General features: G+C 34.8%; 20 protein-coding genes. 10 read left to right on the forward strand and 10 right to left on the reverse strand.

The features are described 5' to 3' along the window. Nucleotides 1-27: 27 nt before the first annotated feature. From DMB91_RS06880 to DMB91_RS06910, 8 genes are all read right to left on the reverse strand, one after another. Nucleotides 28-771: an MIP/aquaporin family protein gene (locus tag DMB91_RS06880; protein WP_034903338.1), complete on the reverse strand. Its 744-nt coding sequence runs from the start codon at nt 769-771 to the stop codon at nt 28-30. A gap of 5 nt (nt 772-776) precedes the next feature. Then, a complete protein-coding gene (gene glpK / locus DMB91_RS06885) occupies nt 777-2264 on the reverse strand; it encodes a glycerol kinase GlpK (RefSeq protein ID WP_034903335.1) in 1488 nt (495 codons plus the stop codon). A 165-nt stretch (nt 2265-2429) separates the two neighbouring features. Then, complete coding sequence (glpT, locus tag DMB91_RS06890) at nt 2430-3767, reverse strand: glycerol-3-phosphate transporter (RefSeq protein ID WP_034903332.1); 1338 nt, start codon at nt 3765-3767, stop codon at nt 2430-2432. 372 nt (nt 3768-4139) lie between these two features. After that, nucleotides 4140-5687 (reverse strand): glycerol-3-phosphate dehydrogenase/oxidase, encoded by a 1548-nt coding sequence (locus DMB91_RS06895; protein ID WP_034903502.1) that lies wholly within the window; start codon nt 5685-5687, stop codon nt 4140-4142. 177 nt (nt 5688-5864) lie between these two features. Beyond that, nucleotides 5865-5993: a hypothetical protein gene (locus tag DMB91_RS09140; protein ID WP_260604885.1), complete on the reverse strand. Its 129-nt coding sequence runs from the start codon at nt 5991-5993 to the stop codon at nt 5865-5867. Nucleotides 5994-6004: 11 nt separating this feature from the next. After that, nucleotides 6005-7132: a cytochrome d ubiquinol oxidase subunit II gene (locus DMB91_RS06900; RefSeq protein WP_034903328.1), complete on the reverse strand. Its 1128-nt coding sequence runs from the start codon at nt 7130-7132 to the stop codon at nt 6005-6007. Beyond that, nucleotides 7133-8650 carry a cytochrome ubiquinol oxidase subunit I gene (locus DMB91_RS06905; RefSeq protein ID WP_034903324.1) on the reverse strand — a complete coding sequence of 506 codons (1518 nt, stop codon included), beginning with the start codon at nt 8648-8650 and terminating at the stop codon, nt 7133-7135. Between the two features lie 2 nt (nt 8651-8652). Beyond that, a complete protein-coding gene (locus tag DMB91_RS06910) occupies nt 8653-8892 on the reverse strand; it encodes a DUF4492 domain-containing protein (RefSeq protein ID WP_052043161.1) in 240 nt (79 codons plus the stop codon). 213 nt (nt 8893-9105) lie between these two features. On the opposite strand from DMB91_RS06910, the gene DMB91_RS06915 reads away from it, so the two are divergent. The 10 genes from DMB91_RS06915 (at nt 9106) to DMB91_RS06960 (ending at nt 19189) form a co-directional block, all read left to right on the forward strand. Then, complete coding sequence (locus DMB91_RS06915; protein ID WP_034903322.1) at nt 9106-9747, forward strand: TIGR00730 family Rossman fold protein; 642 nt, start codon at nt 9106-9108, stop codon at nt 9745-9747. Beyond that, complete coding sequence (gene mnmA / locus DMB91_RS06920) at nt 9713-10729, forward strand: tRNA 2-thiouridine(34) synthase MnmA (protein ID WP_034903319.1); 1017 nt, start codon at nt 9713-9715, stop codon at nt 10727-10729. Before DMB91_RS06915 ends, mnmA begins: the two co-directional genes overlap by 35 nt. 149 nt (nt 10730-10878) lie before the next feature. Beyond that, on the forward strand, nt 10879-11988 hold the full coding sequence (gene lpxB, locus DMB91_RS06925; RefSeq protein ID WP_034903316.1) for a lipid-A-disaccharide synthase: 1110 nt from the start codon (nt 10879-10881) through the stop codon (nt 11986-11988). 500 nt (nt 11989-12488) lie between these two features. Then, complete coding sequence (greA, locus tag DMB91_RS06930) at nt 12489-12974, forward strand: transcription elongation factor GreA (RefSeq protein WP_034903313.1); 486 nt, start codon at nt 12489-12491, stop codon at nt 12972-12974. A gap of 4 nt (nt 12975-12978) precedes the next feature. Then, a complete protein-coding gene (locus DMB91_RS06935) occupies nt 12979-13797 on the forward strand; it encodes a metallophosphoesterase (RefSeq protein WP_221886029.1) in 819 nt (272 codons plus the stop codon). A gap of 2 nt (nt 13798-13799) precedes the next feature. Further along, nucleotides 13800-14756, forward strand: coding sequence for a chemotaxis protein (locus DMB91_RS06940; protein ID WP_034903311.1), 957 nt, complete (start codon nt 13800-13802; stop codon nt 14754-14756). 3 nt (nt 14757-14759) lie between these two features. After that, a complete protein-coding gene (locus DMB91_RS06945; RefSeq protein ID WP_034903308.1) occupies nt 14760-17048 on the forward strand; it encodes a chemotaxis protein CheW in 2289 nt (762 codons plus the stop codon). 3 nt (nt 17049-17051) lie between these two features. Then, nucleotides 17052-17570 (forward strand): chemotaxis protein CheW, encoded by a 519-nt coding sequence (locus tag DMB91_RS06950; RefSeq protein ID WP_034903305.1) that lies wholly within the window; start codon nt 17052-17054, stop codon nt 17568-17570. Beyond that, a complete protein-coding gene (gene serB / locus DMB91_RS06955; RefSeq protein WP_034903302.1) occupies nt 17570-18196 on the forward strand; it encodes a phosphoserine phosphatase SerB in 627 nt (208 codons plus the stop codon). The genes DMB91_RS06950 and serB overlap by 1 nt, the downstream gene beginning before the upstream one ends. 12 nt (nt 18197-18208) lie before the next feature. Then, complete coding sequence (locus DMB91_RS06960) at nt 18209-19189, forward strand: transaldolase (RefSeq protein ID WP_034903300.1); 981 nt, start codon at nt 18209-18211, stop codon at nt 19187-19189. Nucleotides 19190-19291: 102 nt separating this feature from the next. On the opposite strand, the gene metA is transcribed toward DMB91_RS06960, so the two are convergent. Next, complete coding sequence (gene metA / locus DMB91_RS06965) at nt 19292-20200, reverse strand: homoserine O-succinyltransferase (protein WP_034903297.1); 909 nt, start codon at nt 20198-20200, stop codon at nt 19292-19294. A gap of 1 nt (nt 20201) precedes the next feature. Then, a complete protein-coding gene (locus tag DMB91_RS06970) occupies nt 20202-21497 on the reverse strand; it encodes an O-acetylhomoserine aminocarboxypropyltransferase/cysteine synthase family protein (RefSeq protein ID WP_034903294.1) in 1296 nt (431 codons plus the stop codon). Between the last annotated feature and the right edge of the window lie 284 nt (nt 21498-21781).

The following is a 21781-nucleotide window of genomic DNA, read 5'->3' on the forward strand; positions in this document are numbered from 1 at the left end:
AAGATTAATTCTTGCAATGTTTCTTAATCAAGATTTTGTGATAAGATAGATAAAAGCTGCAAAAGCTGCTCCTAAAATAGGTCCTAAAATAGGAACTGGAGCATATTTCCAATCGGATTTGGTTTTTAAAGGTAAAATTGATAAAACAAGTCTTGGAGCTAAGTCTCTAAAAGGATTGATTGCATAACCCGTTGTAGAGCCAAGAGATAAGCCTATAGCCCAAACTAAGATTGCAACAGGCAACGCTCCTAAACTTCCTAAGCCGATTTGAGCGTTAGTCTCGTTAGGCAAAGTTATACTTGCACCGCTAATATACAAAATTACAAAGATTAAAACAAAGGTTGCTAAAAATTCACTGAAAAAATTTGAAAAATAATTTCTTATCGCAGGTTCAGTGCAAAAACAAGCCCTTTTTAAACTCTCATCTTCAGTGATTTTAAAATGCTCTTTATAAAAAAGATAAACAAGAAATGCCCCTAAACAAGCTCCAATAAATTCTCCTACAATATAAATAGGAACTAAGTTCCAAGAAATTTTACCCGCAAGGGCTAAGCCTAAGGTAACAGCTGGGTTAAGATGAGCCCCGCTTACATTTGAAGCAACCACTACACCTACAAAAACTGCAAATCCCCAACCTGTAGTAATCACTAACCATTGAGCAGCCCCACCAAAATCACATTTAGTGTTTTTGAGCAAACAAGAGGCTACAACTCCATTTCCCAAAAGTATCATCAAAGCAGTTGCAATGAGTTCAGCTGTAAAAATTCCCATCTTCTCTACTCCATCCAATTTAAAGTTCTTTGTACAGCCTTGTGCCAATAATCAAGCATATTCTTAATTTCTTTTGCATCTAAATTTGGTTTAAAACTTTTATCCATTTGCCATTGAGATAAAATTGCATCAATATCTTCATAATACCCCACGCCAAGCCCTGCAAGATATCCTGCTCCTAAGGCTGTCGTTTCTATAATCTTAGGTCTTTTGATTTCAAACCCAAATAAATTCGCTTGAATTTGCATCAAATAATCACTCGCACTCGCCCCACCATCGACGCGAATTTCCTTACAAGCCTCTCCTAAATCTTTTTCCATTTCCTTAGCAATATCATAAACTTGAAAGGCAATGCCCTCCAAAATAGCTCTTGCAATATGTCCTTGTGTAGTTCCACGAGAGATACCAAAAATCGCTCCTCTAGCATATTGATTCCAATAAGGTGCTCCAAGTCCTGTAAAAGCGGGGACAAAATACACCCCTGCATTATCTTGCACTGAAGCAGCTAAGTTATTAATTTCTTCAGAAGTTCGAATCATCTTTATCCCATCTCTTAACCACTGCACGGCTGCTCCACCGATAAATACAGAACCTTCTAAGGCATAAGTGGTTTGATTTTTTATTTGCCACGCTATGGTACTTAAAAGCTTATTTTGGCTATAAACAATGGAATTTCCTGTATTCATAAGCAAAAAACAACCTGTTCCATAAGTATTTTTCATCATACCCTTTTGGATACACATTTGTCCAAAAAGTGCGGCTTGTTGGTCTCCTGCAACTCCTGCAATGGCAATTTCAGTATCCACCCATCTTTTGGCAGTGTAGCCATAAATTTCGCTTGAGGATTTAACTTCAGGAAGTATATTTAAAGGAATATCAAAAAATTCAAGCAATTCAGTGTCCCATTCTAGGCTTTGGATATTATAAAGCATAGTTCTGCTTGCATTGCTCACATCAGTAATATGAACCTTGCCTTTTGTAAGATGATAGATTAAAAAAGTATCCACTGTTCCAAAACACAACTGATTTTTATTTGCTTTCTCCCTAGCTCCGCTTACATGATCCAAAATCCATTTAAGCTTTGTAGCAGAAAAATACGCATCAACCACAAGCCCAGTTTTTTTAAAAATCCATTCCGCTTTATCTTTTTTAATTTGCTCACAATAATCAGCCGTTCGTCTATCTTGCCATACAATAGCATTGTATAAAGGCTCGCCACTTTCTTTGTCCCAAACAATACAAGTTTCTCTTTGATTTGTAATGCCTAAAGCAGCTATATCTTTTGCATTTAAATTTGCCTTAGCTAAAGCCTCGGTGAGTGTGGAAATTTGCGAGCTCCAAAGCTCTTTTGGATCGTGCTCTACCCAGCCAGATTGCGGAAAATATTGAGTAAAAGACTTTTGTGCACTTGATACAATGCGTCCTTGTTTATCAAAGATAATCGTCCTTGAAGAGGTAGTTCCTTGATCTAAAGCCATTAAATATTTCATCATTCAATCCTTTATTTGGTATTGTTTAACAAATTTGATTAATTCTTATTTTTTTTACTTCTTCTTTTATCGTGATTAAAATATGAAATAACAAATTCATCCACTCTTTTTGACTATAGTCTAAATGGTTTTTACCTTACAAAAAACACAAACTTATAAAATTTAAAATCAATCCTTTTTACGTGTATAAGTTAAAGCTATAAAAAATATGCTCAAAAACGATGAAGCTATAAGCAATATAAAATACATATCCCAACCACTATACTCAATTACATAACCTAAAAGCATACCCGCAAGAGTAGAACCGCCTAAATAACCAAATAAACCCGTAAAACCAGCAGAAGTTCCAGCTGCTTTTTTAGGTGCAATCTCTAAGGCATGAAGACCTATAAGCATAACTGGACCATAAATTAAAAAGCCAATTCCAGTAAGCACAAGTGTGATTACAAATTCAGAAGTATTATCTGGAAGTTTCCAATAAATCACAAGTAAAATTAGGGTTAAAACCATGAAAATAATCCCTGTTTCAGTTCTTCTTCCTTTAAAAATTTTATCTGAAATGATTCCACAAAGTATAGTTCCAGGGATTGCGGCGTATTCATACAAAGCATAAGCCCAACCCATAGAATTAAGCTCAAAATGTTTTACTTGGGAGAGATAACTCGGAGCCCAATCAAGTGCACCATATCTTATAAAATATACAAAAGCATTCGCTATGGCGATATACCAAAGAAATTTATTAGGTAAAATATATTTTGTAAAAATTTCTTTAGCCTTAAGTTCAATTTCATTTTTATCTGAATAATCTTTTGGATAGTCATTTTTATATTCTTCAATAGGTGGCAAACCACAAGATTGCGGAGTGTCTCTCATCACCAAAATAACAAAAATAGCCACACCTACAACTATACCAGCAGGAACATAAAGCATAGCCTGCCATTGATTAAAATATCCAAAAGCCCAAACTGCTATATTTCCAGCTAATCCTCCTCCTACATTGTGAGCACAGTTCCAAGTTGAAACTACAGCCCCTCTTTCTTTAGATGACCACCAATGCACCATAGCCCTACCACAAGGAGGCCAACCCATACCTTGAAACCAACCATTTAAAAACATTAAAATAAACATAACGACTATGGCTGTCGATATACTCATACTTGAATAAGGAATAATTCCAAAAATAACCGCAATTAAAGCTGTTAAAAACAATCCATTTGCAAGAAAATATCTTGAGTTGCTTCTATCTGAAACATTTCCCATTAAGAATTTGGATAGGCCATAAGAAATTGAAACTGCACCCAAAACTATCCCTAAACTACCTTTATCAAAACCTTGTTTTTCTAATTCAGGCATAACTAAAGTAAAAACTTTTCTTGTTAAATAAAAAGCAGCATACCCTATAAAAATTGCTAAATACACTTGAATTCTTAATCTCTTGTAAGTAGTATCAATTTGAGAATTTTCAAGCCTTTCAATGTGTTTAGCAGGTTTTAGAAAATGAAGCATTTGAAATCTCCTTAATAAAATTACAAGTTACATAACTTTAGCTGATTTTTTATAAAAAAACTCAAAAATACAAAAAACAAAATTAAAAAAAATCTGAATTTATTTCAAAGAGTAACAATTAATGAAATTTAAACTCTTTCAAAGAAAAAAATATTAAAATCATATTTTAAAGCAAATAAGAACGCTTAAACGAGCAAAAGAAATATAAAAGATGAATAAAATCAAACGAAGTTTTTTCATCAAATAGATATTAAGTCTGAATTGATCTTAGCATTTTCATCAAGATTAAGCATAAACGCTTCACTCTGATAAACTTATCCATCAAAATAAATGTGCTTAAAAGTGCCTTGGTGAAACCATTTATTTTATTGTTTAATCCTTTATTTGATATTGTTTGGTCAGTTGGATAAATTCTTGCTTTTCTTTTTCACTTCTTTTTTTGTCGTGATTAAAATATTGAGCAATAAATTCACTCACCTCATCAGCACATTCCTCGCAAGCCTTTGCATCAATAAAAAGCAAGCGTATGCGTCTGGCTAAAACATCTTCTATATTTTGTGCCATTTCATATTTTAAAGCCCAAAAAACTTGAGCATAGGTAAAAGGATAATTTGGGTGTATCCTTTTTCCAAGCTCTGTTTTTTCAAGCTTTCTAAGCTCTAAAGAATCCAAGCCATAAATTTTTAATCTTTGTGAAGAATCTATGTTTTCATCATAGCCATAATGCTTTAAATGCTTACTTTGACAAATTTTAGGCTCTAAAAGCTTATTTTTTATAGCAAAATTTAAAGTTTCTTCTGCCATAATCCTACAAGTAGTCCATTTTCCACCATTAATTGAAAGAAGTTTATTTGGAGAAAGCTCGATTTTATGGCTTCTTGATAATTCTTTGGTGTTTTGATTTTGCTTTGAAATTAAAGGTCTTAATCCCACAAAAACGCTAAGGATATCTTCTTTTGAAAGTTCTTTTTCTAAATATTTATTTGCTGTTTGAAGAATAAAATCAATCTCCTCTTTTAAGGCTTTAGGCTCGTAACTTACCTCTTTTATTAAGGTATCTGTTGTTCCAAGCAACACTTTTTCATACCAAGGAATGATAAATAAAACTCTACCATCAGAAGTTTTAGGCACTAATAAAGCCTCTTCATTTGGAAAAAATCTTTTATCCACCACCAAATGAACCCCTTGACTTGGAGTGATACTAGCGTGCATTCCGTCCATTTGAGTAATAGAATCGCTAAACACTCCTGTGGCGTTAATCACACATTTGGCTTTGATTTTAAAAGCTTGATGATTAATTTTATCATACGCTTTTACACCAGCGATTTGATTTTTTTCATCTCTAAGAAAATCCTGAACTTCCATATAATTAAGCAAACAAGCCTTATAAAAATGAGCGGTTTTTGCTAAACTTATCCCCATTCTAGCATCGTCAAAACTTCCATCATAATAACAAATCCCATTTTGAATTTTTTGAGTTTTTAAACCTTTTAATTTTGTTTGGATTTCATTTTTAGAGAGTTTTTTACTCTTGCCGATATTTAATTTTCCTGCCAATAAATCATAAAATTTCAAACCCAAATAATAATACCAATTTTGAAAATAACCAGGAGTGCTGATGATAAAACCTTGTTTTTTGCAAAGCCAAGGAGCATTGAGAAAAAGGTAATTCCTCTCGTGTAAAGCCTCATAAACCAAAGAAAAATTGCCTTGTTCTAAATACCTCACACCTCCGTGAAGTAATTTCGTAGAACGAGATGAAGTGCCTTTAGTAAAATCATAAGCTTCTAAAAGCAAGGTTTTATATCCTCTGCTTGCAGAATCTAAGGCTAAAGCAAGTCCTGTAGCACCACCGCCTATAACCAGCACCTCCCAAGAATCTTGTTTCTTTAAATAAGCTAATTCTTCTTCTCTATCCAAAATTCAACCTTAACTTAAAATGTAAAAATAATGAAGCTGTTTTACTATAGCATAATTTTTTATCTTATTGAAATTAAAATTAAAAATTTAAACTCTATAGTAAGTAAAGCTTAAATTGTATAAATTGATCAAATATCAAAATTCAAGCCTTGAGTCAAAGCTTGAAAATAGATATTTTTAAACCTCTTTTTCTTTTTCAAGCCTTTCAAGTTTTTCTATCTTATCAAGTTGATTTAAATTGAGCCTTATGAATTTATAACTCAAATATATTACAAGGGGCCAAGCTAGTAAAAATAAGCCTTCCATAATTTTTCCTTTCAGTAAGTATGATGATCGTTTGCTATTTCTTCTTTTGTGATTTTTACCCTATCCATAGCACGCCACACATAAAAGATATAAGCTAACACAAAAGGCACAAGCAAGGATACATAAGCCATAACGCTTAGTGTATAATAACTTGAACTTGCATTTTTAATGCTTAGTGAGCTTTGAAGCTCGCTTAAGGACGGATAAAAAGCATTTTGCACTCCAAGGCTAGCTAAAAGGGCAAAGACAACTAAAACCACGCCTATACCTAAATTCCATACCCCACATCTTGCTTTGATAAAGATATTAAGCCAAAGTCCAAGCACTACAAAAACAAGTCCTATTAAGAACAAAATTGCAAAAAACCCATAACAAGATATAAAACTTAAAAAATACCCAAAAGGCTTCATCACAATCTCGCCATTTTCAGCCATAAAAAAGGCATCTTTAGTAAAAATCCAGCCTAAAAAAACCACGAAAAAAAGCAAAAAAGGCAAGGCATTCATAAGCACAGCCTTACTTGCTCTAAGTTTAAGTTCTTCATCTAAGATATTATTCATAAAATAACTTGCCCCTAAAACCCTACTTAAAAACACCAAAGCTAGAGCTAAGAGATAATTATAAGGATTTAAAAGCAATTCAAGTCCTCTAAAATGGCTTTGCCACTGCACGAAATTATGTTCATTTAAGCTAAAATGTGAGCCACTATAAAAGCTAGAAAGGGCTATGCCTATGAGAAAAACGCCTAAAAAACCATTGATTTTAAGAAAAATTTCATAAGTTTTTGAGCCATAGACATTACCTTCTTTTTTGCGGTATTCATAAGATACAGCTTGGAGTATAAAGCAAAACAAAATCGCCAGCCAAGCCCAATACGCTCCACCAAAACTCGTGCTATAAAAAAGCGGAAAGGCTGCAAAACACGTCCCACCAAAAAGCACTAAGGTGGTAAAACCAAGCTCCCATTTACGCCCTAAGGAATTAACAAGCATAGTTTTGTCAAGCTCATTTTTTGATAAAGTATCAATTAAAGTTTGCCCACCTTGCACAAAAAACATAAACACCAAAAACCCACCAAGCAAGCTTACTATAAGCCACCAATAAATTTGAAGTCCGCTAAGTTCTAAGCCAAAAAACATTTAAAACCCCTTTTTGGTATAAGTAAGCATAATCTTAAGTTCAGCCACAAGTAAGGCTGTGAAAAGCACAGCAAAAAGCCAAAAAGAAATTTGCACATTCACAGCACCTAAATTTGTAGCCGCAATGCCTACTGGCATGAGATCTTGTATAGCCCAAGGCTGGCGTCCTACTTCAGCGACTATCCAGCCAGCCTCAGCTGCAACAAAACCAAGCGGGACAAAAAACACGCAAACCCATAAAATCTTGCGGAATTTTTCTATATTGTTTGCCATTGAAAGATAAAGCACCACGATAAAAAGCACGAAAAATAAGCTTCCTAAAGCTACCATTAGGTGAAAACTATAAAAGATAAGTGCAACAGGAGGCACAAGTTCTTTAACATCATTAAAATACCCATAGCCAAAGTCTTTAAAATTGCTTTCTAAAATGCCTCTATGCTCGCTCATAGTTCTTGTATCGTTATTTTCTTTAGCAAGCTGATAGTTTTTAAGAGCATTTAAAGCAAGCTTGCCTTTGTCAATTCGTTCTTGCATAGGCACCACGCCTTTTTCAGTATTGCCATAAATTAAATCCTCAATGCCCGGCACAAAAGAATTTGGATCGCGATTGCCTAAGATCGAAAGTGCATAAGGAATTTCTAAGTCAAATAAAAAGACATTTTCATTATCACCCAGTGTTTTGTTTGGATTTAAAATCCCAAAAGGCACAAGTCCAGCTCTATGCTCGCCCTTATAAATGCCTTCCATAGCTGCAAGCTTCATAGGCTGAGTTTGAGTCACCCTATACGCACTCTCATCACCACTAAAAAAGAGGAAAATCGAACAAATAAAACCAAAACTAGCCCCTACTACAAGGCTTTTTTTAGCCTCGCTTATAAAACGTTTTTTAAGCAAAAACCACGCAGAAATACCCATAACAAATAAAGCAGCTATAACAAAACCACTACCTATGGTGTGTAAAAACTTAGCTATGGCAACTGGACTTAAAGCCACTTCAAAGAAATTTTGCATTTCATTTCTTGCAGTATCTGGATTAAAAGCCATACCTACAGGGTATTGCATCCAGCCATTTGCCACAAGTATCCAAAAGGCTGATAAATTTGAACCTATAGCAACACACCAAGTAGAAAGCAAGTGAAAGCCTTTTGAAACCTTGTTCCAGCCAAAAAACATCACCGCAAAAAAAGTCGCCTCTAAGAAAAACGCCATTATGCCTTCAACTGCCAAAGGTGCACCAAAAATATCACCCACAAACCAACTATAATTTGCCCAATTCGTTCCAAACTCAAATTCCATGATAATTCCAGTAGCCACACCTATGGCAAAATTTATGGCAAATAAAGCCATCCAAAATTGAGTGATTTTTTTCCACTTTTCATCATTTGTCTTAACATAAATAGTCTCCATAATCGCTAAAATAAAACTTAGCCCCAAAGTTAAAGGTACAAAGATGAAATGATATAAAGCAGTGAGGGCAAACTGAGCCCTACTCCAATCCACACTTGATAATTCAGCCATCACTACTCCTCTTGCAGTAAATTTTTAAGCACAAAATGCGTTTTTTCCTCATCGCTTTTATACAAAGCTTTGAGGTTATCATCAAAAACAAACATTTCAAAGACAAAAAAGATAACAAAAAGCTTGATAAAAATGATTTTCCACAAAATTTTTCCAAGAGTAAGGTTTGCAAAACCTTGTTTATAGAACTCAAAAATAGTTTTTATGATTCTTGAATTTGCCCTAAATACCGCCCAAAGCATTATTTATCGCCTTTATTTTGGAAAATTTAAAATATAGATTATAGACAATTAAACTTAAAAAATAACTTATGAATAAATATCAAACAATTAAAACTTAAGATTTGTTTTCTTAACTTATAAGCTTTTATTTTAAAATTCAAAAAGCCCTTTAATGATTTTTTATAAATTTTTAGCTACAATCAATGCTTATTTTTTTAACGCAAGAGGTAAAAAATGACAAATTATATCAATGATGATTTAGAGCAATTCAACTCTATCATAAAGCTTCACAAGCCCATAACTTTCTTTGGTTCAGCGCGTCTAAAAAAAGGCAGTTTTTACTACGAGCAGGCTAAAAATTTAGCTTTCAAGTGCGTTGAAGAGGGTTTTAGTGTCATTACAGGTGGCGGTGGAGGCATTATGATGGGTGCTAATGAAGGGGCGTTTTATGCTAAGACTAAACTTGGCTTAGAGGGCGAAAAATCCATAGGTTTTAACATTTTTTTACCATTTGAGCAAAAGTTAAACGACTTTTTAGGATATAATATGACTTTTAAAAGCTTAGCCATTCGCAAAATGGCTCTTATTGAAAAGAGCATTGCTTTTGTGATCTTCCCCGGCGGCTATGGAACACTTGATGAACTTCTTGAAGTGCTAACCTTAAAGCAACTTGGTTTTAAAGAGGTTCCTATTTTTGTTGTTGGGAAAGAATTTTGGCAGGGTTTTGATGAGTTTGTCAAGCATTCTTTACTTAAAAACGAAATGATTTCAAATGATGATATTTTTCAGTATGAGATACTTGACGACTTGGATTTGATTATCAAAAAACTAAAGGAAAATGATGAAAATTTTAGTCGCTATGAGCGGAGGAGTTGATAGCACCATAACCGCTTACACACTTCTTAAACAAGGGCATGAGGTTCAGGGGTGTTATATGAAATTACACGGCAAGCCCGGTTACCATGAAGAAAATATCGCCAAAGTTGAAAGAGTAGCGAAATTTTTAGGTATAAAACACCACATTTTAGACTTGCAAGAAGACTTTAAAAAGGCTGTGTATATGCCCTTTGTAAATACCTACAAAGAAGGTAAAACACCCAATCCTTGTGCATGGTGTAACCGCTTTATCAAGCTTGGTAAGCTTTTAGAATTTGCAAAAAGTTTAGGCTGTGAAAAACTTGCTACAGGACATTATGCACGTATTGAAGATGGTTTTATAAAAGTTGCAGTTGATGAAAGCAAAGATCAAAGTTACTTTCTCGCCTCAGCTGATAAAAATGCTCTACCTTATCTCATCTTTCCTTTAGGAGAGCAAAGAAAAGAGCAAGTTAAAGCTTACGCAGCAAGTATAAAAGAACTTCAAAGCTTTGCGACACAAAAAGAAAGTGCTGAAATTTGCTTTGTTGAGGATACTTATGTGCAGGTTTTAGAGCAGTTTATGAATACAAAAATTTCCGGTGAAGTGCTTGATAGTAGCGGCAAAGTTGTAGGCAAGCATGATGGCTATATGCACTATACTATAGGCAAAAGACGCGGTTTTGAAGTAAAGGGAGCACATGAGCCACATTTTGTCTTAAAAATCAACGCGGATAAAAATCAAATCGTAGTCGGCAAGAAAGAAGAGCTTAAAGTCAAGGAATTTGAGCTTGATAAAATCAATCTTTTCTTAGATGCAAAAGAGCTTGATTGTGAAGTAAAAATCCGCTACCGAAGTAAAGCCACGCCGTGTGTGGTAAAGATAGCAGATGATGGTAGTGCAAAAATAAAACTTAAAGAAGAAGTATATGGGCTTGCAAGCGGACAAATGGCTGTTTTTTATGATAAAGACAAGGTTCTTGCAAGTGGGTTCATATCATAAATTTAAAAACTTCTTAAACAAAAACAGAAATCTTTAAAATCAAGAAAATAATAATGAAACAAACTTGATTTAAAAGTGTATATTGATAAATATTAAGCTATAGTTAAGAACTTAATTTACATTTAAGTTGTATATTTTGGAGTTAATTTATGAAAACCTTCCTAGTATCAGCACTTGAGCCTTCAGCTAATCTACATTTAAAAGAAGTTTTAAGAAATTTTAAACAAGAATTTGGGGACTTTGAGCTTTTAGGTATCTTTGATGAGGTTTTGTGTGAGGAGTTTGGGCTTAAAAACAAGCCTCTTTATAGCTCTCATGAGTTTTCTGCTATGGGCTTTGTTGAGGTTTTACCTCTTATTTTTAAGGCTAAAAGGGCGATAAAAGAACTTGCGAATTTGAGCCTTGAAACTGAAAAGGTGAGTAAGCTTGACGCTGTGCTTTGTATAGATTCTCCAGCTTTTAATATACCACTGGCTAAAGCTTTGAAAAAAAGTGGCTTAAAAACAAGACAGGTTTATTATATACTGCCTCAGGTTTGGGCTTGGAAGAAGGGGAGAATTCCTATTATAGAAGCAAATTTTGATATTTTAGCTTCAATACTTCCTTTTGATAGTCAGTTTTTTACCAAAAGTGTATTTGTAGGGCATCCTTTGCTTGATGAGATTAAGGAGCATAAGAGTTTAGAGGAGCAAAATGAGATACTTGCTAAAAAAGAACATGGAAAACTCATCGCCTTTTTACCCGGTTCTAGAAAGAGCGAGATCAAGCGTTTAATGCCTATTTTTAAAGAACTTGCAAGTAAATTTGAGGGTAAAAAAGTGCTATGCGTACCTAGCTTTAATTTTAATAAAATCCCTGAACTTTATGGAGATATAAGTGGCTTTGAAGTACAAAGCAATACCCCAGCTTTGCTTAAAAAGTCTGATTTTGCCTTTATTTGTTCTGGCACAGCTACGCTTGAAGCTACCCTTGTTGGCACACCTTTTGTGCTAGCTTACAAGGCAAAAAGGATTGATTTTTTCATAGCCAAATTTTTTGTGAAGCTTAAATACATAGGGCTTGCAAATTTGATCTGTGATTTTGGTGGGCAAAATGCTTTAAATCCTGAGCTCTTGCAAGATGAAGTGAATGTGCCTAATCTTTTAAAAGCTTATGAAAGCTTTGATTATGCGAATTTTTTCAGTAAAGTAGCCTTTGTAAGAAAGTATTTGAAATTTGGCTCGGCTTTCAATGTGGCAAAAATTCTTAATGAGGCTTAAGATATATCGTTGATTTTGTGGATTACTTCACTAAGCTCGCAATAACGATTTTTATCATATTTAAAAGCTTAGTTTCATTTTGACTATCCTTACTCTTTGCTTGCATAATCTGTGCTATCATCCTCATTTAAAACCTCATGATTTTTTTTAATTTCATATCCAGTTGCAGTAGCTGCAACGCTTCTTAAGATAAAGATTTTAAACATTGTTTTCTCCTTTTAAATTTGAGTTAGTTTGCTCATAAAAGCATTTAAAATTTCAGCTAAGCTTTTAAGATAAGGATTTTATGCTTTTACCCTTTTTGTATTCTTTTAGGAATTTATAGCCTGCAAAGCCAGCTAAACCTAGTCTTAACATAGTTTCTTCTTTAAATTATTATAAAGAAGTGTTTTGATGGATTATGCCAAAAAAATATGAATTGTTAAAAAATTTTGCTAAATTTTTATTTGTGTTTTGAATTTCAGGTAAAATTCACCTAGATTTAAATTGAAGGAATAATCATGCAAAAAGAACCTATGAGTAAATTAGGCTATGAAAAACTTGCTCTTGAGCTTGAAGACTTAAAAAATAAGCAACGTCCAGCTGTTGTGGTAGAAATTGATACAGCCCGATCTCACGGGGATTTAAAAGAAAATGCCGAATATCACGCTGCTCGTGAAAAACAAGCCTTTATAGAAGGTAGGATAGCTGAACTTAGCGATTTACTCTCACGTGCACAAATCATCGATCCAAGCTCTTATGAACATGAAAGCGTAAAATTTGGTTCAAGTGTTGTTATCATGGATATTGATACAGAAAAAGAAAGTAAATACACTATAGTAGGCATAGCAGAAGCTGATCTTGACAAGGGTTATATCTCCATAAATTCGCCACTTGCAAGGGCAATGCTAGGCAAAAAAGAAGGTGATGAATTTCGTGTAAAACTCCCAAAGGGTGAGAGTGAATTTGAGATAGTAAGCATTGCTTATGAGGCTTTAAAGCTTTAAACTTATGCAAGAATGCATCAAAATTCAAAATCGTGCTATATTTTTAGCCGATGCTCATGAAAACGAACAAAGAAAAGGTTTTTGGGACTTTTTACAAGCCTTAAAAAAGGGTGAGATTCAAAGCCCTCAGCTGATCTTAATGGGTGATATTTTTGATCTTTTAATCGGTGAGGTAAAAGCCACACATAACTTTGCAAAGCCTTATATAGCTTTGCTTGAAGAACTTTGTGAAACAATGGAGATTATTTATATAGAGGGCAATCATGATTTTAATCTTAAAAAACTTTTTAAAAAAGTAAGGATTTTTAAGCTTCAAGATCAGCCCTTAAAGGCTGTTTTTTCAAAGATTCAAAATAAAGAATTTGATAACGAACCAAATTTAAGGCAAAATCAAAGGCTTGAGGATATAAAAAATGTGGAGTTTGATAAGATTGAATACATCTATCTTGCACACGGCGATATTTTTTTATCCCCTTTGCTTGCTTTTGCTTTAAAAAGTCTAAGAAATAAGGTTTTGCTTTATTTCTTAAATGCTTTAGATATGCTTTTTCATAATGCCATTTATAAAAAAATCATTAAGAATCAAAATAAAAAAAATCTTTTTTTTACTATCAAGGACTTTAAAAACTTAGCTTACAAAAGAATATTGAGCTATCCAGAAAATAAGGATTTGATCATAGAAGGACACTATCATCAAAACTTTACCTTAAATGAAAAAACAATAAAATATATAAATTTAGCAAGTTTTGCATATGAGAGAAGTTTTTTTGTAGTAGAATTCTCTTTGAAAGTCAAATTTCAAGAAAAGAAATTAAAGGGATAAGAATGTTTGACGAAAATATCGTAAAAACGGGTTCAAACGAAATGGAGCTTGTTGATTTTCGTATTTTCAAGCAAGGTCAAGATAAGGTGTATGAGGGAATTTATGGTGTAAATGTCTCTAAAGTAAGAGAAATCATCAAAATCCCAACCCTTACCGAACTTCCGGGCGTGCCTGATTACATAGAGGGGATTTTTGATCTTCGTGGTGTAGTCATTCCGGTCGTCAATCTTGCAAAATGGATGCAAATCACCGAGCCAAAAGACTCTATGCTAAAACCAAGAGTTATTATCACTGAGTTTAGCAATATACTTATCGGCTTTATCGTGCATGAAGCCAAAAGAATTCGCCGAATTAACTGGAAAGATATAGAACCAGCCACTTTTTCAACGGGTTCAGGAGCACTTGATAAAGGTAAGATAACCGGTGTAACTCGTATAGAAAATGATGAAGTTTTGCTCATCTTAGACTTAGAAAGCGTAGTTGAAGATCTTGGAATTTATACACCAAAAACCGAAGTGGAATATTCAAATATAGAAAAATTCAGTGGCATAGCTCTTACCTTAGATGATAGCTTAACCGCACGAAGAAGAGTAAAAGATATGCTTCAAAAAATGGGATTTCAAGTCGTTGAGGCAAAAGATGGGGTTGAGGGTTTGCAAAAACTTAATGAACTCTATCAAGTGTATGGAAATGACATTAAAACTCAACTCAAAATCATTGTTTCAGATGTGGAAATGCCGCAAATGGACGGCTTCCATTTTGCCGCACGTATTAAAGAAGATGAACGTTTTAAAACCATACCTATAATCTTTAATTCATCGCTTTCTAATGAATTTATGAGCGAAAAAGTCATGCAAGAATCAGGCGGAGAAGGGTATTTGGTTAAATTTAACGCCGACAACTTCTTCTCAGAAATCACTCGTGTCATCAAAGAGCACGAAGCACAATATCAGGAGTAGATTATGGACGATATGCAAGAAATACTTGAAGACTTTTTAGTCGAAGCCTTTGAGCTTGTCGATCAAATCGATCATGATTTAGTCGAACTTGAAGCAAATCCGGGTGATTTAGAACTTCTAAATAGTATATTTCGTGTTGCACACACAGTTAAAGGCTCATCAAGCTTTTTAAATTTCGATGTTTTAACCAAACTAACACATCATATGGAAGATGTGCTTAACAAAGCTAGACATGGCGATCTTAAGATCACACCGGATATTATGGATGTAGTGCTTGAGTCTATTGATAAAATGAAAACCCTACTTAACTGCATACGAGATAATGGCAATGATACTGCTATAGGCATGGATATAGCACCAATTTGTGCTAAACTCACAGCTATATCTGAGGGCAATGACATATTAGCAGAAACCACACAACAAGAAAGTGTAAGCGAGGTAAAAAAAGAAGAGCCGGCACCTGAACCGGAAAAAGAAGTGAATGTCAATGAATTAAGCGACGCTGAAATAGAAGCTGAAATCGAACGCTTGCTTAAAGTAAGAAAAGCTGAAGATCAAGCACGCCGTCAAGAAAAACAAAAAAATAATCCAGTTCCTGCAAAACCAACACCAGCTCCAAGCGCACCAGCTGCAAAGAAGGTGCCAGCTCAAGGTAGCTCAAGTGGTGCGACTATGGATCAAACTATACGCGTTGAAGTAAAAAGACTTGATCATTTGATGAACTTAGTTGGCGAACTTGTTTTGGGCAAAAATCGCTTGCTTAAAATTTATGATGATGTTGAAGAACGTTATGAAGGCGAAAAATTCCTAGAAGAGCTAAACCAAGTTGTATCTCAGCTTAGCGTTATCACAACAGATGTGCAACTTGCGGTAATGAAAACAAGAATGCAACCTATCGCAAAGGTATTTAACAAATTCCCACGCGTAGTGAGGGACTTAAGCCGTGAGCTTGGCAAACAAATAGAGCTTGAGATTTCAGGTGAAGAAACCGAGCTTGATAAGTCAATAGTCGAGGAAATTGGCGATCCTATCATGCATATGATACGCAATTCTTGTGATCACGGCATAGAAGAGCCTTCAGTAAGGGCTATGGCTAACAAAGCTGAAAAAGGCATAGTGCAACTTAAAGCTTACAATGAAGGCAATCACATCGTTATAGAAATCACTGATGATGGAAAGGGGCTTGATGCAAATATGCTTAAGCAAAAAGCTCTTGAGAAGAATCTCATCACTGAAAAAGAAGCAAGCCAAATGACAGATAAAGAGGCTTTTGCATTGGTTTTTAAACCGGGCTTTTCAACAGCAGCTAAGGTTACAAATGTTTCAGGACGCGGCGTGGGTATGGATGTGGTAAAAACCAATATCGAAAAACTCAATGGTGTGATTGAAATCGATAGCGAACTTGGAAAAGGCTCTGTGTTTAAGCTTAAAATTCCACTCACTCTAGCCATTATCCAATCTCTACTTGTAGGCACGCAAGAAGAATACTATGCTATACCGCTTGCAAGCGTGCTTGAAACTGTGCGTGTGCCAATAGATAGTATTTATACCATAGAAGGTAAAAATGTGCTTCGTTTAAGAGATGAAGTGCTTTCACTCGTTCGTCTAAGTGATGTGTTTGGAGTTAAACAAATTTTAGAAAGTGAAAGTCAAACTTATGTAGTAGTTATCGGCGTGGCTGAAAGCAAACTTGGTATCATCGTAGATACGCTTGTAGGACAAGAAGAAATTGTTATTAAGTCTATGGGTGATTATTTGCAAAATATACAAGGCATAGCAGGAGCTACCATAAGAGGTGATGGACGTGTAACTTTAATCATCGATGTTGGTGTGATGATGAATTTAGCCAAAGAAATCAAAGTCGATATAAAAGCTCAAATTGAATCAAATGTCAAAAAGCCTAAAGAACAGCCAAGTGATTATAATGTCTTAATCGTTGATGATAGCAAAATGGATAGAACCCTTATGCAAAAAGCTCTTGAACCACTTGGTGTAAGCATTATCGAAGCGACAAATGGGGTTGAAGCTCTTGAAGTTGTTAAATCAAATGACAAAGAAATAGATGCCATGCTTATTGACATAGAAATGCCAAGAATGGACGGTTATACCTTAGCTGGTGAGATTAGAAAATACTCTAAATACCGCCAACTTCCACTCATTGCCGTTACTTCAAGAACAAGCAAAACGGATCGTTTAAGAGGAGTTGAAGTAGGTATGACAGAATACATTACCAAACCATATTCTCCAGAATATCTTGAAAATGTTGTGAAGAAAAATTTAAAATTAGGATAGAAAATGAGCGATAAATTAAATCAAGTTTTCCAAAAACAGCAAGTGCAAATTTCTCAGCCCTATGAGAACAACAAAGAAGATGAAATTATACAACTTGTAGGGCTTGTTGTAGGTGATGAGGAGTATGCTATACCTATCCTTAATATCCAAGAGATCATTAAGCCCATAGAATATACCCGTGTGCCTAATGTGCCTGAATATGTTTTAGGTGTATTTAATATGCGAGGCAATGTAATGCCTCTTATTGATCTAGCTCAGCGCTTTAATCTAGGTGTTTCAAAAATGACACCACAAACGCGTTATATCGTGCTTAAAGGTGAGGAAGCAAGTAGCGGTATAGGTGGAAGTGCTGGCTTTGTCATTGATAGACTTACAGAGGCTATAAAAATTCATCGCAACCGCATTGACCCGCCACCTGAAACTTTATTGAAAGAAAAGGGTATGATCTATGGTATAGGCAAAAGAGATGATAATATCTTTACTATACTTAAAGTCGAATCTCTACTCAAGCGCGAATTTTAATGCTAAAACTTTGCGTCTTTGACTTCGACTCCACTTTAATGGATGGCGAAACTATAGATGAGCTTGCAAAAGCTTACGAAGTAGGAGATCAAGTCGCTTTGATCACTCATAAGGCTATGAATGGTGAGCTTGATTTTTTTGAAAGCTTGCAAGCAAGGGTGGCTTTGCTTAAGGGCATGCCTTATGAACTTGTGTTAAAAACTTGTGCGAATTTACCTTTGATGAAAGGTAGCTTAGAGCTTATCACTGAATTAAAAAGCAAAAATATCAAAATTGCTGTATTTAGCGGTGGCTTTCACGAGGCTTTAAATGAAGCTCAAAAAACACTTCAATTTGACATCGCTTTTGCGAATTTCTTACACCATAAAAATACGTTTTTAAGTGGACTTGTAGGCGGAGAGATGATGTTTTTGAACTCAAAAGGACTTATGCTTCAAAGACTTCGAAGGCTTTTAGATATAAAACAAGATGAAGTGCTATGCGTAGGGGATGGGGCAAATGATATTTCTATGTTTAAAGAAAGCGGGCTTAAAATCGCTTTTTGTGCCAAAGAAGCTTTAAAAGCTCATGCTGACATTTGCATTGAAAAAAAAGACTTAAAAGAAATCATTCAATTTATCAGCTAAAAAAGGAAAAAAATGAAAAATTTCTCATTATGGTGCGATTTTGTTGAAGATAGCTTTTTAGATACTGAATTTGTAGAGCTTTTACAAAGTGGTAAAATAAGCGGAGCAACTTCAAATCCAGCCATTTTTAAAAATGCTATCCTTAAACACCCAAGCTATAAGGCAAAAATTATTAAGCTCAAAGGCAAAAACGCAAAAGAAATTTATGAAAACCTAGCCATAGCTGACATAGCAAAGGCTGCTGATAAACTTGCTTTAAACTTTTTTAAAAAAGATGATGGTTTTATCAGCCTTGAGATCGATCCACGTTTAGAAAGTAACACAGCCTTAAGCATAGGGGAGGCAAAAAGACTTTACTCAACCATAGGCAAACAAAATGTCATGATGAAAGTGCCAGCCACAAGGCAAAGTTATGAAGTAATGAAGGTTTTGATGAGCGAGGGTATCAGCGTCAATGCAACTCTGATTTTTTCACTCAATCAAGCAAAAGAATGCTTTGAGGCTCTTAATGAGGGCTTAAAAACCTTTCGCAAGAAAAACTCAGTCCTTAAAGGACGGCTTCAAAGCCCACAAGCTGTTATCAGCGTCTTTGTAAGTCGTTTTGATCGGCTTTTAAATAACAAGGTGCTTGATAAAAATCAAATCGGCATACTCAATGCTAGTCTTGCTTATACACATATAAAAGATCAAAACGAGCCAAATATACGCACCCTTTTTGCTAGCACAGGCGTGAAAGGCGATGATTTAGACAAGGATCATTATATCAAGGCTTTAAAATTTAAGCATAGCATAAACACAGCTCCACTTGATGCAATCAAAGCTTATAAAAACTCGCCTTTGCTTGAGTGCGAAAGCAAGAGTGAGCTTGAAAAAAAGTTGTATAAAAATATCTGCCAAGATAAACTTGAAAAAGCCAGCAAGGACTTACTTGATGATGGTTTAAAACAATTTTGCATAGCTTATGAAGAAATTTTGCAGGCTATTCAAAGCTAAAACATACCATTCAAACAAGTTTTATTTGCAACAAAGCTTGTTTGAATTTAAAACAATCGCATTAAATTCATATTCAAATAAACCTCGTTCTTCTTTCAATCCCTATCTTACTCCTTGCATTGAAGCAAAAGATAACTGATAAGGCGTAACTTGATAGACAAAATTAAGCCAATTATGAAAAATCACACTCGCATTTGATCTCCAGCAAAAGCTTACCTTACCCTTTTCATCATAGTAATGCAAGGGTTTTTCTATGCTTTTACCTTTGTCTAAATCCCTTTTATACTCAGCATCAAGTGTAAATTTAGCATATTCTGGGTGTGCGAGTATAAACACATCTTTAAAATCCCTTATCGTGCTTATGCCACTTTGTTTGCCCTCAAGCAAAATCTTTAAGCTTTTATTTGCCCTAATTTGTGCTTCATTAATGCCCGAATGCCTAGAATGAGGCATTTTTACTTGCTCATCAAGCCCGCTTAAAAGCAAGTCTTCATGGATAAGCTCATGTTCAAACACGCCAAAAAGCTTCTTTTTCAAAGAAATCTTTTGAATTTTATAAAAATGATATAAGGCTGCCATTGCACCCCAGCACAGATATAATGTGCTGGTAGTATGCGTTCTAAGATAGCTTAAAACCTCAGCAAATTCTTGCCAATACACCACCTCTTCAAAGTCTAAATGCTCAATCGGTGCCCCTGTAACGATAGCACCATCAAATTGGTGCCCCCTAATCTCATCAAAGCTCACATAAAAGCGATCAAGATGATTTTTATCTGTGTTTTTGCTCTCATAACTTTTTGTCTTTAGCAAGGTAATCTCAACTTGCAAAGGAGAGTTTCCAAGCAAGGATAAAAGCTGATTTTCTGTTTCTATTTTTGTAGGCATAAGGTTAAAAATCAACACTTTTAAAGGGCGTATATCTTGAGTGATCGCTCTTGTTTCATCGATGATAAAAGTAAAATCTTTTAAAAGATTAAAGGCTGGAATTTCTTTAGGGATAATCAAAGGCATATTAATCCTCCTTTTCTATGGCTTGTTTTAAATCAGCGATGAGATCATTTGCATCCTCAAGCCCTATGCTTAGACGAAGCGTTTTTGGCGTAATGCCTGCTGCTTTTAACTCCTCTTCACTGAGTTGTGAATGTGTCGTTGAAAACGGGTGTATGATCAAACTCTTGCTATCGCCGATATTTACAACTAGAGAAAAAAGCTTGAGTTCATTGCAAATTCTTTGAGCTGCCTCAAAACTCTTTGCTTCAAAGCTTAAAAGTCCGCTTGCTTGATTGTTCTTAAAGTATTTTTGCAAAAGCTTATGATAAGGACTTGTTTTTAAGGCTGGATAATTCACCTCCTCAACCAAAGGATGAGCTTGTAGAAATTGGGCTATCTTAAGGGCATTTTGGCTGTGCTTTTGTATGCGAAGATCAAGAGTTTCAAGCCCTTGTAAAAGCTGCCAAGCATTAAAAGGACTTAAACTTGCTCCTGTATTTCTAAGCCATTCAAGCAAGATACGAGAGCAAAAAAGTGGTAAATTTAAATCCGCATAAACTAAACCATGATAAGCTTCATTTGGGGTGTTAAACTGAGTATAGCGAGGATTGTTTATAAGCACTTCATTCAAGCCCTTCCTTTCAATAATCACTCCACCTAAGGTGCTTCCTTGCCCGTTGATGTATTTAGTAAGACTATACACACTCACATCAACGCCAAATTTAAAGGGCTTATGTAAAAAAGCTGTGGCAACGGTGTTATCACAAATACTGATGATATTATGCTTTTTAGCAATTTGTGCAATTTTTTCTATATCGGCAATCGCAATTTGAGGATTTGAAAGACTTTCAAAGAAAATAAGCTTGGTTTTCTCATCAATTGCCTCTTCAAGCGTGCCTAAATCATCAAGATCAAAACTTTTGCATGATATACCAAGCCTTTTAAGTGTATGCACAAACAAAGTCTGCGTTCCTCCATAAATTTTATTTGCATAAAGTATATTATCTCCACACTCAGCAAGATTAAGCACCGCATAAAAAATCGCAGCACTCCCACTAGCCACTACAGCACTCATAGCCCCACCCTCAATAGCAGCAAGCCTTTTGGCAAGCACATCTATGGTTGGATTTGCCATTCTTGAGTAAGTATAGCCTATCTCTTTAAGGCTAAAGCGATTTGCAGCTTGTTCTAAGCTTTCAAAGCTATAAGCTGAACTTTGATAAAGTGGCACACTTGTGGTTCTTTTGCCTTCATATTCATAGCCCGCGTGTAGAGCTAAAGTCGCACTTGCATAATCATTGTGTTTTAAATTTGGCATTTTGTTTTCCTTTTTCATTGAGTTTAAATCATAAAAGCACAAAGGCTTTTAACTTAAATTTTTAAGTATTAAAGATAAATAAAAAGAATTTTTAGCGCGCAAAAGCACGCATATTTGCCATAGAAGAAAAAAGGACAAGTATTTGAATGAAAGCAGGTGTATTCATTTGGCTTCTCCTTTTAATTTTTTTTGAGTTTTTCATTGTAGCTTTTTTCACTGCAAAAGTCAAGTTTTTTAAAAAATAAAATTGGAATACTTTTTGCTTTTATTGGACGCAATATGAG

The sequence above is a fragment of the Campylobacter sp. MIT 97-5078 genome (assembly GCF_006864455.1).
In the GTDB taxonomy this organism is placed as follows: Bacteria; Campylobacterota; Campylobacteria; order Campylobacterales; family Campylobacteraceae; genus Campylobacter_D.